Origin of the sequence: Pseudovibrio denitrificans JCM 12308 (assembly GCF_001310815.1) — a bacterium.
Classification (GTDB): domain Bacteria; phylum Pseudomonadota; class Alphaproteobacteria; order Rhizobiales; family Stappiaceae; genus Pseudovibrio; species Pseudovibrio denitrificans.
This window is the reverse complement of sequence record NZ_BAZK01000019.1, coordinates 1-15,931: the sequence shown is the minus strand read 5'-3', so window position 1 is coordinate 15,931 and position 15,931 is coordinate 1. Positions and strand designations below refer to the sequence as shown.

Annotated in this window: 14 protein-coding genes, 1 tRNA gene and 1 pseudogene; 7 read left to right on the top strand and 9 right to left on the bottom strand. The window is 51.8% G+C overall.

The features are described 5' to 3' along the window. The first annotated feature begins 15 nt into the window (after window positions 1-15). Both JCM12308_RS20925 and JCM12308_RS20920 read left to right on the top strand, forming a co-directional pair. Window positions 16-1,026, top strand: a complete 1,011-nt coding sequence (locus tag JCM12308_RS20925) for an NAD-dependent epimerase (RefSeq protein ID WP_054784962.1) — start codon at window positions 16-18, stop codon at window positions 1,024-1,026. Window positions 1,027-1,047: 21 nt separating this feature from the next. Further along, on the top strand, window positions 1,048-2,334 hold the full coding sequence (locus tag JCM12308_RS20920) for a nucleotide sugar dehydrogenase (RefSeq protein ID WP_054784961.1): 1,287 nt from the start codon (window positions 1,048-1,050) through the stop codon (window positions 2,332-2,334). A 56-nt stretch (window positions 2,335-2,390) separates the two neighbouring features. Here JCM12308_RS20920 and tgt read toward each other — a convergent pair. The 7 genes and pseudogenes from tgt to gyrA all read right to left on the bottom strand — a co-directional run bounded on the left by tgt (window position 2,391) and on the right by gyrA (window position 10,103). Continuing rightward, window positions 2,391-3,570 (bottom strand): annotated as a pseudogene (tgt, locus tag JCM12308_RS20915) (tRNA guanosine(34) transglycosylase Tgt). Further along, entirely contained in the window at window positions 3,567-4,652 is a 1,086-nt protein-coding gene (gene queA, locus JCM12308_RS20910; protein ID WP_054784960.1) for a tRNA preQ1(34) S-adenosylmethionine ribosyltransferase-isomerase QueA, read from the bottom strand. The pseudogene tgt and the gene queA overlap by 4 nt, the downstream one beginning before the upstream one ends. 271 nt (window positions 4,653-4,923) lie before the next feature. Next, a complete protein-coding gene (locus JCM12308_RS20905) occupies window positions 4,924-5,385 on the bottom strand; it encodes a peptidylprolyl isomerase (RefSeq protein ID WP_086003620.1) in 462 nt (153 codons plus the stop codon). 55 nt (window positions 5,386-5,440) lie between these two features. Beyond that, the gene (locus tag JCM12308_RS20900) at window positions 5,441-5,947 is read right to left on the bottom strand and encodes a peptidylprolyl isomerase (protein WP_014285766.1); all 507 of its coding nucleotides are present in this window, start codon (window positions 5,945-5,947) and stop codon (window positions 5,441-5,443) included. A gap of 198 nt (window positions 5,948-6,145) precedes the next feature. Continuing rightward, window positions 6,146-6,649, bottom strand: coding sequence for a pantetheine-phosphate adenylyltransferase (gene coaD / locus JCM12308_RS20895; protein WP_054784959.1), 504 nt, complete (start codon window positions 6,647-6,649; stop codon window positions 6,146-6,148). Between the two features lie 200 nt (window positions 6,650-6,849). Beyond that, a complete protein-coding gene (locus JCM12308_RS20890; protein ID WP_373282398.1) occupies window positions 6,850-7,338 on the bottom strand; it encodes a GNAT family N-acetyltransferase in 489 nt (162 codons plus the stop codon). Between the two features lie 47 nt (window positions 7,339-7,385). Then, window positions 7,386-10,103: a DNA gyrase subunit A gene (gene gyrA / locus JCM12308_RS20885; RefSeq protein WP_244271980.1), complete on the bottom strand. Its 2,718-nt coding sequence runs from the start codon at window positions 10,101-10,103 to the stop codon at window positions 7,386-7,388. Between the two features lie 408 nt (window positions 10,104-10,511). Between gyrA and JCM12308_RS20880 the strand changes: the two genes are divergently transcribed. From JCM12308_RS20880 to galE, 3 genes are all read left to right on the top strand, one after another. Further along, on the top strand, window positions 10,512-11,144 hold the full coding sequence (locus tag JCM12308_RS20880; RefSeq protein WP_008546602.1) for a MarC family protein: 633 nt from the start codon (window positions 10,512-10,514) through the stop codon (window positions 11,142-11,144). 112 nt (window positions 11,145-11,256) lie between these two features. Then, a complete protein-coding gene (locus JCM12308_RS20875; RefSeq protein WP_054784957.1) occupies window positions 11,257-12,189 on the top strand; it encodes a cation diffusion facilitator family transporter in 933 nt (310 codons plus the stop codon). Window positions 12,190-12,270: 81 nt separating this feature from the next. Continuing rightward, the gene (gene galE / locus JCM12308_RS20870; RefSeq protein WP_083416392.1) at window positions 12,271-13,260 is read left to right on the top strand and encodes a UDP-glucose 4-epimerase GalE; all 990 of its coding nucleotides are present in this window, start codon (window positions 12,271-12,273) and stop codon (window positions 13,258-13,260) included. 61 nt (window positions 13,261-13,321) lie between these two features. On the opposite strand, the gene JCM12308_RS20865 is transcribed toward galE, so the two are convergent. Continuing rightward, window positions 13,322-13,849, bottom strand: coding sequence for a DUF192 domain-containing protein (locus tag JCM12308_RS20865; RefSeq protein WP_208608668.1), 528 nt, complete (start codon window positions 13,847-13,849; stop codon window positions 13,322-13,324). Between the two features lie 27 nt (window positions 13,850-13,876). Continuing rightward, window positions 13,877-14,458 carry a cold-shock protein gene (locus JCM12308_RS20860; RefSeq protein ID WP_008546686.1) on the bottom strand — a complete coding sequence of 194 codons (582 nt, stop codon included), beginning with the start codon at window positions 14,456-14,458 and terminating at the stop codon, window positions 13,877-13,879. Between the two features lie 415 nt (window positions 14,459-14,873). Between JCM12308_RS20860 and JCM12308_RS20855 the strand changes: the two genes are divergently transcribed. Beyond that, the gene (locus JCM12308_RS20855) at window positions 14,874-15,314 is read left to right on the top strand and encodes a VOC family protein (RefSeq protein WP_054784956.1); all 441 of its coding nucleotides are present in this window, start codon (window positions 14,874-14,876) and stop codon (window positions 15,312-15,314) included. Window positions 15,315-15,506: 192 nt separating this feature from the next. After that, window positions 15,507-15,581: transfer RNA gene (locus JCM12308_RS20850), tRNA-Glu, on the top strand. Window positions 15,582-15,931: the final 350 nt, after the last annotated feature.

The window sequence follows — 15,931 nt, the reverse complement described above, 5'->3', positions numbered from 1 at the left end:
ATCGGGAAACGTGAAATGGAAAAAGTACTTGTAACAGGCACTGCCGGCTTTATCGGTAATGCTGTGGCCCTCCGTCTGTTGCAAGATGGTTATCATGTCATCGGCCTTGATTGCGTCACCGACTACTATGATGTGACACTCAAGGAAGAGCGACTGAAACGCCTCACATCCTCAAACCATTTCACTGAAGAGCGGATCAGACTTGAAGATGCAGAAGCTGTTATGCGCATCTTCAAGCAGCACGCACCGTCAAAAGTCATTCACCTCGCCGCTCAAGCAGGTGTGCGCTATTCCCTAGAAAGTCCTCAGTCATATGTAGACGCGAACGTTACAGGCTTCCTGTCCATTCTGGAAGGCGCTCGCGCCCACTCTGTAAAGCATCTGGTCTATGCGTCCACCAGCTCCGTTTATGGTCTTGACGAAACTATGCCGCTGTCGACACATCGCGGTGGAAACCATCCGGTTTCCTTCTACGCAGCTACCAAAAAAGCCAATGAAGCGATGGCGCATTCCTATGCGCACCTCTTTGACATCCCCTGCACTGGCCTCCGGTTCTTCACCGTTTATGGTCCTTGGGGGCGCCCAGACATGGCCCTCTTCAAGTTCACCAAGGCAATCCTTGAAGGTGAGCCTGTTCCGCTGTTCAACCACGGAAACATGATCCGCGACTTCACTTATGTGGATGACATAGTCGAGGGCATCGTTCGCATTGCAAATCTTCCACCTCAGCACTCAGATGACTGGGATGGCAAAAACGCTGATCCAGCAACATCCAGTGCGCCATATCAGGTCTTTAACATCGGCAACAGCGATCCTGTTCAGCTGATGGATTACCTTGCAGCGATCGAAGAAGCACTGGGCATGGAAGCGAAGAAGGAATTTCTTCCGTTTCAGGCAGGAGACGTCGCCGCAACCTTCGCAGATGTAACAGATCTGATTGAGGCCACAGGCTTCAAACCGCAAACCTCCGTAAAGGCAGGGGTTGCAAACTTCGTCAAATGGTATCGGGATTACTACAATGTCTAGGACGTCCCAAGGTGCCATTTTATGGAAGAAATCGTCTCAGTTGTCGGGCTTGGCTACGTAGGTCTGCCCGTTGCTTGTGCACTGGCCCACGCTGGTATCAAAACAATTGGTTACGACATTGATCGTCACCGGGTTCAGGAACTCCTTGAAGGGAAAGATCGAACCTCATCCGTCACCAAGACGGCACTTTCTTCCAAAAATCTGACACTGACTTACTCTGCGCCTGACATCAGGCAGGCGCGGATCCACATTGTGGCAGTTCCCACCCCTATCAACATCTCCAAACGCCCCGACCTTGGACCAATCAAAAAGGCTTCTAAGATTGTTGGCGCGTTCATGAAACCCAACGACATTGTTGTCTTTGAATCAACCGTCTATCCGGGTGCTACAGAAGAAATCGCCGTACCACTTCTCCAACGAGAATCTGGCCTGAGGTTCCCTAGAGATTTCCAGATTGGTTACTCGCCCGAACGGATCAATCCCGGTGACAAGAAACACACGCTCTCCAACCTCCTCAAAATCGTTTCAGCAAGTTCCGACGAAGCCTTGGAAACACTGGCAGAGCTTTACGGCAAGATCGTCAAAGCTGGCATCTATAAAGCCTCATCCATCAAGGTGGCGGAAGCTGCAAAGGTCATCGAAAATACCCAGCGCGATCTCAATATCGCACTCATGAACGAACTCTCCATGCTGTTCCATGCCATGGATATTGATACGCGGGATGTTCTAGAAGGTGCGTCAACAAAGTGGAACTTCCTACCATTTCACCCCGGCCTGGTCGGAGGCCACTGCATCGGTGTCGACCCTTATTACCTGACCGATAAAGCACATCAGCTTGGCTTCTCTCCGCAAGTGATCCTTGCCGGACGGGGCACGAATGAGAGCATGAGCCGTTTTATTGCAACGGAAGTCATTCAGGGCTGCGTCAAGCTCGCCCGCCCTATGCCACCTCGGATCGCGGTCTTAGGCATAACCTACAAAGCCGATGTGCCGGATACCCGAAACTCCAAAGTGATTGACTTGATCCGGGAACTAGAGCGTTTCGGCGCACATATCTTCGCCGTCGATCCACTGGCAGACCCGCAGCACACCAAAGACAACTTCGGCATTGAACTTTACGAAGACTCTCCTCCCGGAGATTGCGATGCTGTTATCCTCGCAGTTCCACATCACTCCTTCTTCGAAAACGAAGAACCATGGCATGTCATGGAACGTTACTTAAGCGCTGAAAAAGTGTTCGTGGCCGACCTCCATGGCCTGCTGGAACGAGAAAAGACACCAGAGCACGTAAAATTGTGGCGCCTATAAAAAAGACTTGGATGCAGTCACATCCAAGCCTTCTTGTTGTTTAATGAGATACAGTCCTATGACCAAACATAAGGTTCAATATCACCACGAGCCCAGTCTTCCTTGGTCTTCTGGCGGAACTCCTCAAAGCGGCCTTCATCGATAGCGTCGCGAATGCCCTGCATGAGGTACTGGTAGTACGCAAGGTTGTTCCAGGTCAGGAGCATCGCTGCCAGACCTTCGTTAACGCGCACCAGATGATGCAGGTAAGCGCGAGAGTATTTGGAGGTTGCTTCACAGTTGGAAAGCTCATCCAATGGACGTGGATCTTCTGAGTGGCGGGCGTTCTTCAGGTTCACCTTACCAAAGCGAGTATAAGCCAGACCATGACGACCAGCGCGGGTTGGCATGACGCAGTCAAACTGGTCGATGCCGCGGGCAACACTTTCCAGAATATCTTCAGGCGTACCAACGCCCATAAGGTAGCGCGGCTTGTCCTTAGGCATCGCTGGTGTGGTGATTTCCAGCATCTTCAGCATCACTGCCTGAGGCTCACCAACGGCTAGACCACCTACGGAGTATCCTTCCATCGGAAGTTCACCGAGAGCTTGCGCGGATTTAATGCGTAGGTCAGGTACATCACCACCTTGAACGATGCCATAAAGGCCCTGCCCTTTTTGTGGGCCACCCATCTTCTCAAACTGAGCACGGGAACGTTCAGCCCAACGCAGAGACAGCTGCATAGCGCGCTCAACTTCGTCACGCTCAGCAGGAAGCGCGATACACTCATCCAGCTGCATCTGAATATCGGAACCCAGAAGACCCTGAATTTCAACGGAACGTTCCGGGCTCATGAAGTGCTTGGAGCCGTCGTGATGCGAGGAGAAGGTCACGCCTTCTTCTGTCATCTTGCGCAGGCCAGACAAGGACATCACCTGGAAGCCGCCAGAGTCGGTCAGGATCGTATGATCCCAGCCCATGAACTTGTGCAGGCCGCCCAGCTTGGCGATACGCTCTGCGGTTGGGCGCAGCATCAAGTGGTAGGTGTTGCCCAGAACAACATCAGCGCCCAGATCACGCACCTGTTGCGGTACATGGCTTTTACCGTCGCTTGCGTGCCAACTGGCATAAAGCTGGTGTGCGCACCTTGCCGTGTGGGGTTGTGATTTCACCGCGGCGGGCCATGCCATCGGTCTTTAGCAGCTTGAAGGAAAACGGCTTGGCGTCCTGCTGTGTATCGATAGTCGTTTCGGTCATTTTGAAGCCTTCTTGAACAGCAGCGAGCTGTCTCCATAACTGTAAAAACGGTAGCCAGAACTGATGGCATGTTCATACGCGGCACGCATTTCTTCCATACCACTCAGCGCACTTACCAGCATGAACAGCGTAGAGCGCGGCAGGTGGAAGTTGGTCATCAACGCATCGATGGCTTTGAACTGGTAGCCCGGCGTAATAAAGATGTCGGTGCTTTGGGAGATCGGGTTGATGATCCCCTCTTCCGTTACCGCGCTTTCCAGAATGCGCAGTGAGGTTGTACCAACAGAAACAATCTTGTTCCCACGTGCCCGCACAGCGTTGAGCGCAGCGGCAGTCTCTTCGCTGATTTCACCATACTCAAAGTGCATCTTGTGATCTTCGGTCTTGTCAGCTTTCACTGGCAAAAACGTACCTGCACCAACATGAAGCGTCACAAAGTGCTTTTCTATGCCGCGCTCTTCCAAAGCTGCAAACAGGCGATCTGTAAAGTGCAGGCCAGCGGTTGGCGCTGCAACAGCGCCTTCATGCTTGGCGTAGATGGTCTGATAATCCTTACGGTCCTGATCATCTTCCGCACGCTTGGCTGCGATATACGGCGGCAGCGGGATGTGACCGACCTGCGCAATCGCAGTGTCCAGATCACCTGCAGAACGATCAAACTCAAACAGGATATCTCCTGCTTCGGACTTCTCGGTCACAACTGCAGAAAGCTCAGCCGCATCCTTGCTTTCTTCATCAAAAGCAAAGCGAACAGTATCGCCAACCTTGAGTTTCTTGGCAGGACGTACAAAGGCGCGCCACTCTTTCGCGCTTGCACGCTGGTGTAGCGTCACACCAACTTTTGCTGTCACGCCATCACGCGTGCGAAAGCCGAGGAGCTGTGCAGGAATTACTTTTGTATCATTGAAGACCAGTGCATCACCTGGCTCCAGCAAATCAGGTAGAGACAGCACCTGATCATCCGTTAGCAGTTGCTCCCCATCAGGGCGCACCACCAACAAGCGTGAACTGTCACGCGGCACTGCCGGACGAAGCGCAATGTTTTCCGGCGGCAGATCAAAATCAAAATCATCAACCAGCATAGGGTATCCAGCTTTACAAAACAGCATCTCAGCGCCGCACAAAATGTGGTCGCCTTTTATCCGCTGTCTTATTGGAATTACGCTCAAACGCCGGTCACCTGCAGGCCTTACTGTCACCTATCCCACAGCCAAACGCTTGAAGCCACTGGGGGATACCCTTTAGTGCGATTAAGGTCAACCTGTTTAGACTTGCCGCGTCCATTTGCATGCAGGCAAAGAAAAGGCCCGGCAAATTGCCGAGCCTTTTCAAAAAATCGCAATGCGCTCAAAATTAAGCGTCTGCTGCAACCTTCAAAGAAACGATCTTGTCTGGGTCTACAACTGGCTCACCGCGCTTGATCTTGTCGATGTTGTCCATGCCTTCAACAACCTGACCCCAAACGGTGTACTGGCCGTCGAGCCAGTTTGCTTCGCCAAAGCAGATGAAGAACTGGCTGTCACCGGAGTTCGGGTCCATGGAACGCGCCATGGAGCAAGTGCCGCGAACGTGTTTCGCATCGTTGAACTCAGCTTTCAGCTTCTTGCCAGAACCGCCGGTGCCTGTACCCTGTGGGCAGCCGGTCTGAGCCATAAAGCCGTCAATCACACGGTGGAACACGATGCCGTTGTAAAAACCTTCACGTACCAGCTCTTTAATGCGAGCAACGTGGTTAGGTGCCAGGTCAGGACGCAGTTCAATAACAACGTTACCCTGAGTGGTTTCCAGCAGCAGTGTGTTTTCTGGATCTTTGATATCAGCCACGGGACTGTCCTTTATCTTAGAATAAGTCTGAGTGCAGACATAGCCTTTACTTGGCGTCTGCCGCAACCTGCATTTTGATGATCTTATCAGGGTTACGAACAGGTTCGCCGCGTTTGATCTTGTCTACAGCGTCCATTCCGGAAACCACTTCACCAAATACGGTGTACTGACCGTTCAGCCAGGAACCTTCATTGAACATAATGAAGAACTGGGAGTTCGCGCTGTGCGGGCTGCGGGAGCGAGCCATGCCAAGAGTGCCGCGCTTGAAAGGAGCCTTGGAGAACTCAGCTTTCAGGTCTGGCAGTTCAGAACCACCCATGCCGGTGCCGGTTGGATCACCAGTCTGCGCCATGAAGCCATCAATCACACGGTGAAAGACGATGCCGTCATAAAAACCTTCACGGGTCAGCTGCTTGATGCGTTTGACGTGCTCAGGAGCAAGATCAGGACGCAGCGCGATTTCAACGCGGCCATCTTTCAGGTCCAGATAAATCGTGTTTTCAAGATCTTTGGCGCTGGCAGTAAAAGGCATCATAAATGCGCCCAGAACCATCGCACATGCTGTCAGGATACGTAGCAAGATTTCTGTCCTTGTCTTAACCAAAGCGCACTGCCCTAAGCCCCAATCGACCTGAAGAGCAAGATGCGCGTACAAAACACTAATTAGCGGTGATGCGTAATTGCACATAAACGCGACGCGCTAAAAAAGTCTAACCCTATCAAATAGGCAGTCTTTCCTGTTGCGTTGTTTTTAAGCAATCTCAAAGCGCTTTTTCAGCGCGTCCTCAACACACTTGGGGACAAACGAACTGTAATCTCCCCCCATCTTCGCAATCTGGCGCACCAGTGTAGCCGTAATTGGGCGCATCACCGGCGAACTTGGAAAAAAGACAGTCTTGATGTCCGGCGCCATGGCACCGTTCATGCCAGCCATTTGCATTTCGTAGTTGAGATCTGTCGAGTCACGAAGCCCGCGCACCAGAATGTTGGAACCATGCTCTCGAGCGGCATCAACAACAAGCCCGGTGAAGGACACAGTGCGAATGCGCGCTGCATTTTCCTTGCCGAACTGTTCTTCACAAGCAAGACGGATCAACTCCACCCGTTCCTCAAAAGAAAACAACGGCGCCTTGGAGGCCTGAATACCGATGGCAACGACCACCTCATCAGCCAGAACCAAAGACTGCTCCAGAATGTCCAGATGGCCGTGCGTCATAGGATCAAAAGACCCCGGATAAAGTGCAATGCGCTTCATATAATATCTCGCGTCACTAGATGCCTCCCCCATAAGCATCGAAGATGACGCTTACCTCTCGGGCGTTTGCGCGATTGAACCTATTTTTACTAGGTGTTTCAAGCTGTTTCTGATCAGCTTAGCCCAGCAATACGTCGAAGAAGCTACAAGCTCCCTCACCTCGTGAGAGTTCAGCCTTCAAGAAAGCACTTCCAAAGTGCTCAGGAACGCAAAGAGCGCGCCATACCAATGGAACCTGGAGCTGTTTCCTTAAAGCCAAATTGCTCATATAGCTTATTGGCAGGCACGTCGGCTATGAGGCTCACATATATCGGACGCTCTTTAATCTCATCAATGAACTGATTAAGCGCAGCCATAATTTGCTTTCCCAAACCTTTTCCCTGGTGTTCAGGATCTACAGCAATATCAACCACCTGAAGAAAGCAGCCACCGTCCCCAATCAGTCTGCCCATGCCAACTGTTTGGCCCTCATGAAGAATCGAAACACCAAATAGTGTCGCTGCTAATCCCTTACGTGCACCCTCTTCAGAAAAGCCGCTTAAACCAGAAACGCGGCGCAATCGCATGTAATCTTCCAGTCTGGGTGGTTCCCGCAATACTTCGTATGTCATTTCAAATTCCAAGTTCAAAACCCAATCAAGACCATAGGCATTTCTTGTAAAACTTGAAACCGATACATCACTTCTCACATCTCAGGCACCCAATAAAAAAGGGAGCCGAAGCTCCCTTTCTCAAATCATTCAGCGCTTGGCGTCTCGCCGCCGTCGCCCTCTGGTGCTGGAGGGACTGCTCCAGCTTCGCCGTTTTCGGCTCCGCCTTCACTTGCGCCTTCCGCTTCTACGTTTTCATCATCGTCAGCTTCGCTAATACGCTCCACTGCAACAACTTTTTCATCCGCAGACGTGTTGAAGACGATCACGCCCTGTGTGGAACGACCAGCAACTCGGATACCGTGAACAGGACAACGGATCAGCTGACCACCGTTGGTCACCAGCATGATCTCATCACTCTCTTCACTGCGGAAAGAGGCAACCAGACGACCGTTTCGATCATTCACAGTCATCGCAGCAATACCCTTACCGCCACGACCAGTGGTGCGGTACTCGTAAGAGCTGGTGCGCTTGCCGTAACCATTTTCAGAAACAGTAAGAATGACTTCTGCATTCTCGTCCATTGCCTCAAAACGCTCTTTGGTCATACCAGCATCTTCAAAGGAAACGCTCTCAGCACCCTCTTCACCACTCATCGCACGTGAAAGCTTCAGGTAAGCAGTACGCTCCTCTGAATCACAGTCGAAGTGGCGTAGGATGGTCATGGAGATAACGTGATCACCCTCAGCAAGGTTGATACCGCGAACACCAACGGAGTTACGCCCGGAGAACACACGCACGTCTGTCGTTGGGAAGCGAATACACATGCCCGCAGAAGTCGTCAGAAGAACATCATCGTCTTCGGTTGACGTCATCACGTTCACAATGCCATCGCCCTCTTCCAGCTTCATTGCGATTTTGCCGTTCTTATTGATCTGCGCAAAATCAGAGAGCTTGTTCCGACGAATGGTGCCACGCTTGGTCGCAAACAACACATCCAGCTCTGCCCATGTTTCCTCATTTTCAGGAAGCGGCAGAATAGATGTGATGCGTTCGCCTTGCTCCAAAGGAAGCATATTAACCAGCGCATTACCACGTGCCTGGGGACCAGCCAGCGGCAAACGCCAGACTTTCATCTTGTAGGCAATACCGCGGGAAGAGAAGAACAGAACCGGCGTATGGGTGTTGGCAACGAACAGACGGGTTACGAAATCCTCGTCCTTCGTCTGCATGCCGGAACGACCCTTACCACCACGACGCTGCGCACGGTAAGTATCCAGAGGAACACGTTTGATGTAGCCGGAGTGAGAGACGGTCACGACCATATCTTCACGCTGGATGAGATCTTCATCATCCAGATCGCCACCACCATCAGTGATCTCAGTTCGGCGCGGTGTCGCAAACTCATCACGAACTTCTTCAAGCTCAGTGCGAACGATCTCAAGGATGCGCTCACGGCTCTTCAGAATATCCAGATAGTCTTTGATTTCCGCAGCAAGCTTATCCAGCTCATCACCGATTTCGTCACGACCCAGAGCGGTCAGACGTTGCAGGCGAAGATCCAGAATAGCGCGTGCCTGATCTTCAGATAGCTTGAATGTGCCATCTTCCTGAATTGCATAACGCGGATCATCGATCAGCTGAATCAGAGGCTCAATGTCTTTTGCAGGCCAGTTGCGCTCCATCAGCTGACGACGCGCAGTCGCAGGATCCGGCGCAGTGCGGATCAGATGAATAACATCATCGATGTTCGCAGTCGCAACAGCCAGACCAACCAACACATGCGCACGATCTCGTGCTTTTGCCAGCAGGAAGCGTGTACGGCGTCCAACAACCTCTTCACGGAACGCGATGAAGGCCTTGAGCATGTCTTTCAGAGCAAGCTGCTCAGGACGACCACCATTCAGCGCCACCATGTTACAGCCGAAGCTCTGTTGCAGCTGAGAGTAGCGATAGAGTTGGTTCACGATGACATCAGGAACCGCATCCTTCTTCAGCTCAATAACAACGCGCATGCCCTGACGATCAGACTCATCGCGAATATCGGAGATACCTTCGATACGCTTCTCACGCACAAGTTCCGCGATCTTTTCGATCATTGCAGACTTGTTGACCTGATAAGGGATCTCGGAGACGATGATCGCCATACGGCCGGCACGGATCTCTTCCGTGTCCACCTTACTGCGCATAATGACGGAGCCGCGACCATTCTCGTAAGCCGCTTTGATGCCCGCACGGCCAAGAATAATGCCGCCAGTCGGGAAGTCAGGGCCCGGAATAATTTCCATCAGCTCAGGCAGAGTGATTTCAGGGCGCTCGATCATTGCGATCGTGCCGTCAATCACCTCACCCATGTTGTGCGGAGGAATATTGGTCGCCATACCAACCGCAATACCGCCAGCACCATTGACCAGAAGGTTCGGATAGCGAGCCGGTAGAACTTCAGGCTCCTGCTCGGAACCATCGTAGTTCTCATGGAAATTGACCGTATCTTTGTCGATATCGGAAAGCTGAGTGTGAGCAACTTTTTCAAGGCGACATTCGGTGTAACGCATCGCCGCAGCGCGGTCACCGTCAATCGAGCCAAAGTTACCCTGCCCGTTAATGAGCGGCAGACGCATGGAGAAATCCTGCGCCATACGAACAAGAGCATCATAAATCGCACTATCACCGTGAGGGTGATACTTACCCATAACGTCACCAACGACGCGGGCGGATTTACGGTAGGGCTTGTTCCACTCATATCCGTTTTCATGCATGGAATACAGAATACGGCGGTGAACCGGCTTCAAACCATCACGAACATCGGGAAGCGCACGGCTTACGATCACGCTCATCGCATAATCGAGATAGCTGCGCTTCATTTCATCTGTGATAGAGACGGGCCGAATGTCGCTGGGTAGGCCACCTGGTGGTGTACTTAAGTCCTGATCTGCCAAGGATTATTCTCATCAATTTAAGTCAGAATTCCGCACCTTTATAGCCGATTCAAACCGCAGAACCAAACGCCACAAGCCCTGAAAAGACACCTAATAACAACTACCTTACCCCACGGCCTGATCCGTGGCAGGTCACTAGGCCTTTCTACGCAGTTTCGTTGCTCAAAAGCCTCGCTCTTCCTCATAAAAATACTAAGCTCAGTTCAGGTGGTGCAAAAACCTATCAAACTCTTGCCAAATACAACATTGTCTGTTAGCGCCCTCTCAAGAACCGCAGAATTGCGGGTAAAAACGCCCGAAGTCGGGCCCACCCCACATACAAGGTAAAGCGCAATGCTCATTGAGTTTCTGATCAATGCATTTGCCATGCTGTTTGTCACCATTGACCCTATTGGTCTGGCACCGATTTTTCTGGCCGTAACCGCTGGGGCAAGCAGTGTTGAGCGCCGTCAGATTGCGATCAAAGCCGTAATCATCTCTGGCGTCACGCTCCTGGCATTCTTCTTTGCCGGACGCCAGCTTCTGGAAGTTCTCGGCATCTCTCAAGCGGCCTTTAAGGTTGCGGGCGGCCTTCTGCTCTTCATCATTGCAACTGAGATGGTGTTCGAACATCGCCAGAAGCGTAAAGCTGAAAGCGCCGAAAAAGTGGTTGAGCAGGAAGACCTGTCTCAGACAGCTGTGTTCCCGCTGGCTATTCCGCTCATTGCTGGCCCGGCAACCATCTCTGCCATCATCCTGCTCGCAGGCCAGGCACCGGGCTTCACAGGCCAAATGAGCCTGATCGCAGTCCTCCTTTCCGTGCTCGCACTCAGCTTCTTCGTATTCCTGCTGGCAGCACGCATCGACAAACTGCTCGGCTCAACTGTTCAGCTGATCATCACCCGTCTCTTCGGCGTGATCCTTGCGGCCCTGTCCGTTCAGTTCGTAGCAGACGGCATCTTCTCGCTGATCGAGATGCACTCTTAAAACAGCTCTGCGCCCGCAGCACTTGTGGGCGCACCCTTCCCGAAAATGAGATAGGACTTGAAGTCCAAAATCCCCTTCGTAAAGTCACCCTTGTATTTTATGGAGGATTCGAATGGCTGCCCACGGCTCCAAGAAGGTCATTTTCGCCGCCCTCGCTGGCAACACACTCATTTCAATCACCAAGTTTGGCGCCGCAGCTTACACCGGCTCAGCCGCAATGCTGTCCGAAGGCATCCATTCCCTCGTCGACACGGGCAATCAGGGCCTCTTGCTGCTTGGCATGAAGCGCGCAGAAAAGCCTGCTGACGAGAAACACCCATTTGGCTACGGCTCCGAAATCTACTTCTGGGCTTTCGTCGTCGCTATCATGATCTTCGCGGTTGGCGCAGGCATCTCGCTTTACGAAGGCATCCAGAAGATCATCCATCCGCACCCACTTGAATCCGCATTTGTCGCTTATGTCGTTCTGGGCCTTGCTATCATCTTCGAAGGCTGGGCCTGGATGGTCGCATTCAAAGAATTCCAAAAAACCAAAGGCAAGCGCCCGTTCATGACGGCGGTGCGCGACAGCAAAGACCCAACGGTCTTCACCGTTCTGTTTGAAGACACCGCCGCAATGTTGGGCCTTCTTGTTGCCCTTGGCGGCATCTGGGGCGCTCAAACTTTTGGTATCATTTGGCTGGACGGTGCAGCATCAGTCGTCATCGGCCTTATTCTGGCAGGCACAGCCTTCGTGCTCGCCCTTGAAACCAAAGGCCTCCTCATCGGCGAAAGTGCTTCTGACGAGCTTGTAGCATCGGTGCGTGAGATCCTGAACGCACCATCAGCCATTAAAGGCGTCAACGAAATCCGCACCCTGCACCTCGGCCCGAATGACGTCCTCCTTGCAGCATCTCTGGATTTTGAAGACGCACTCACAGCGGGCGCCGTTGAGGAAGTCATTTTCTCGCTGGAAGATACAATCAAACGCGCGCACCCTGTGATCGGACGCGTCTTCCTGGAAGTACAGGCCGCACGTGACCATCAGATTCTTGAGGGCGAATAATCAAGGCTAATTCTTTTGCATAGAGATCCGACAGGAAGCGCTCTATGAAACACACTTATTTTGAGAGTCTTGGAGCAGACAATGACCATACTTGTAACAGGCGGCTGCGGATATATTGGAAGCCATATGACGTGGTGCCTTCACGATGCCAAAGAGGACTTCGTTGTCATCGACAACCTGTCCACTGGCTTTGACTGGGCGATACCGCAGAGCGCTAAACTTTACGAAGGTGAGATCACAGATCTTGATCTGCTCCAGACGATTTTCCGCAATCATGATATCACGGCAGTTATTCACTTCGCCGGCTCAATTATTGTACCAGAGTCCGTCTCTAACCCATTGAAATACTATAATAATAACACGGCAGCTTCACGCACACTGATTGAAGCGTGCGTGAAGAATGGCATCAAGCACTTCATCTTCTCTTCTACGGCTGCTGTTTATGGGGATCCGGAAGTTATTCCGGTTTCTGAAGATGCACCCCTAACCCCCTTAAGCCCTTACGGCACTTCCAAACTTATGACAGAGCTCATGCTGCGTGACACCGCCGCCGCACATGACTTCAAATACACCGCATTACGCTACTTCAACGTGGCAGGCGCAGACCCTGAAGGTCGCACGGGTCAATCAACCAAAAACGCCACTCATTTGATCAAGGTTGCCTGCGAAGCGGCACTTGGCAAGCGCACTCATCTCGGCATTTTTGGTGATGATTTCGACACTCCCGACGGCACCGGCGTGCGCGACTACATCCACGTGTCCGACCTCGCAAGTGCGCACTACCTCGCTCTAAAACGACTGCGCGATGGCGGCGACAGCATCGTCATGAACGCTGGTTACGGCGACGGCTATTCCGTACTGCAAGTGATTGATGCTGTGAAAGCCGTATCCGACGTAAACTTTGAGGTCAAAAAAGAACCACGCCGTGCCGGCGACTCCCCAAAAGTGGTGGCCGACAACTCCCGGATTATGAGCAATCTGGACTGGAAACCACAGTTCGATGATCTGCCGACAATCGTAAAGCACGCGCTGGACTGGGAAAAGAAACTCCAGTTCAAAAACAGCCTCTAACAAAAATGCCGACTGAAACTCTCAGTCGGCATCTTTTTTGTTTCAGCGAACTCAAACATTCTTATGGAATACGAATAACCTGATCTCCAGGTTTGATCCCAAGCTCAGCTGCTCGGCCCGCCAGAATTTCCAGCACATATTTTGCTGGTAATCCGGAAGGGATTATCTCCTCAGAGAATGGCACCGTATTCGCCGCAATGCTCTTAATCTTGTAATCAGAGCCAATAAAGATGATGTCGAGTGAAGTTGGCGTATTCTTCATCCAGAAATACTGAAGACCCGATTGCGGAAAGATAAACAACATTCCCTGATCTGGCTTCAGATCAGTCCGCCCCATCAGTCCCTGCGCTCTGTCATCAGCCGTCTCGGCCACTTCAACCTGAAACTCGTGCGTCCCGTTATCGCTACGAACCTCAACCGTTTCAGTTCGCATGCCTGCTGAAAACGCCGTTGTCACACCCATTAATAATACTAGAAAAGCTAATCGAAGAACCGTCATACCGCTCGCTCTGAACCTCTTTTCTTTAAGCTTTGAGGCAAAGAAAAACCCTTGGCAAGTCACCAAGGGCTTGAAATCGGCAAATCTCAATATTGTGATCTGACCAGACAGATCTCTTTAGTGCGATGCTGGAATGTGCGTGCCATTTCCAACAGGGCGAACCTCCGCAGCCATCTTGCCTTTTGGACCATCACCAAAGCGCACCTGAACCTTCTGGCCTGGGCGCAGCTCAGTAATACCAAAGCGGCGCAGAGTTTCCATATGAATAAAGATATCTTCCGTGCCTTCACCGCGTGTCAGGAAGCCAAAGCCTTTGACACGGTTAAACCACTTCACCTCAGCCTCAACAAAGCTACCCTCTGGCGTGACCTGAACATGAGTGCGGGATGGCGGCAGCTGTGACGGATGAACCGCATAGCTTTCATCCATGGAAAGAATGCGCATCGCCTGCAAACCACGTGGACGATTCAAGACCTCGCAAACAACGCGAGCCCCCTCATAAGCAGTCTGATACCCGTCTCTGCGCAAGCATGTAACATGCAGCAAGACGTCAGGCAGATCGTCTTCCGGCTCTACAAAACCATAGCCTTTCCCAATATCAAACCACTTGATTGTTCCTGCTACCTGAAGAACATCTAAGGCTGTATCGTCAACCAGGTCCTCGACAGAGCCTACCTGAGGCGCCGTTTTTACCACCATGATGAATGCCCCGAAATTTGCCGCATCTGAAATGTAGCGTCCATTCAGAACCGAACGCCACTTGATTCCACGAAAAGAATATCATCACGCCCGACGCCAAGAAGGTAAAAAATTAACAAAGAGCTAAATGATCCCCCATTGATTTGGTTAGTGTTGTCCTATCAACACCATTTACCTGAAGTTTGGAGGGGGTATAGCTAACACTACTGAAGATTTTATCCCATGAAACCCCGTGTTACTTTCAAAAGCCCACCACATCATCGGATACACACTATTGCAAAACGTACCTTGTATATTCCCAAATCAGAAATACTAGGCACCCTTTCCCTTTATCATTTTTCACGCTAGCTTCGCTCAACTTCAACCTCCGCTGGCTCCTGTTCTGAGAGCCACCCCATATAAGAAAGAGTTCGACATGCGTTATCTGCACACCATGGTCCGGGTTAAAGATCTGGATGAGTCACTCAACTTCTACTGCACCATTTTCGGACTGGAAGAAGTACGCCGCCACGAAAGTGAGGCGGGCCGCTTCACCTTGGTGTTCCTTGCAGCACCTGAAGATAAAGAAACCTTCAACGCCTCTTCTGCTCCTGCGCTGGAACTGACTTATAACTGGGATCCGGAAGAATACACCGGCGGTCGCAACTTCGGCCACCTCGCCTATGAAGTCGATAACATCTATGAGACCTGCGAAAAACTGCAGGCAGCTGGCATCACCATCAACCGCCCACCACGTGATGGCCGCATGGCATTCATCGTTTCTCCAGACGGCATTTCCATCGAACTGCTGCAAAAAGGCGGAAATCTTGAGCCAGCCGAACCATGGCTCTCCATGGGCAACACCGGAAGCTGGTAATCCCAGAGGATCTGATACAGCGCCTCAATCAGCATTGAGGCGCTGAAATCAAAGCATAATTAAGAAAAGTATATGCGATCCTCATATTTGTGGATTGTTTGAATTATAAAATTTTAAGCACTAGACATTATCCTAGTGAAAACCTATAAGCCTCCTCACACAGCGCGCCGCACGGCGAAAACGCTGTAGAGTGCGCCCATCGTCTAGCGGTTAGGACGCCGCCCTTTCACGGCGGAAACAGGGGTTCGATTCCCCTTGGGCGTACCATTTCTCTTCCTCACATTATGATAAGATCTGCAAGCAAGTGGCTACGTCTATATAGACGCACACAAAGCATCCTGCTCTAGCAACCTCCTACCCTGCAAGCCTAACTCTACCAGCTCCCAAGCTGAGAGAATCTACGCACTCAACAAAATCTGCCGTAAACAAAAAAGCCCGGCAATGAGCTCACACTCACACCGGGCCTTAATGAATAATGCGCTAGGCTTAGAACGGGATTTCGTCGTCCATTCCACCGCCGAAGCCGCCGGATGGAGCCTGTCCACCACCGCCGCCGCTTCCGCCGAAGCCGCCGCCCTGGTTGCCACCACCACCAAAGCCGCCGCCCTGGTCGTAGC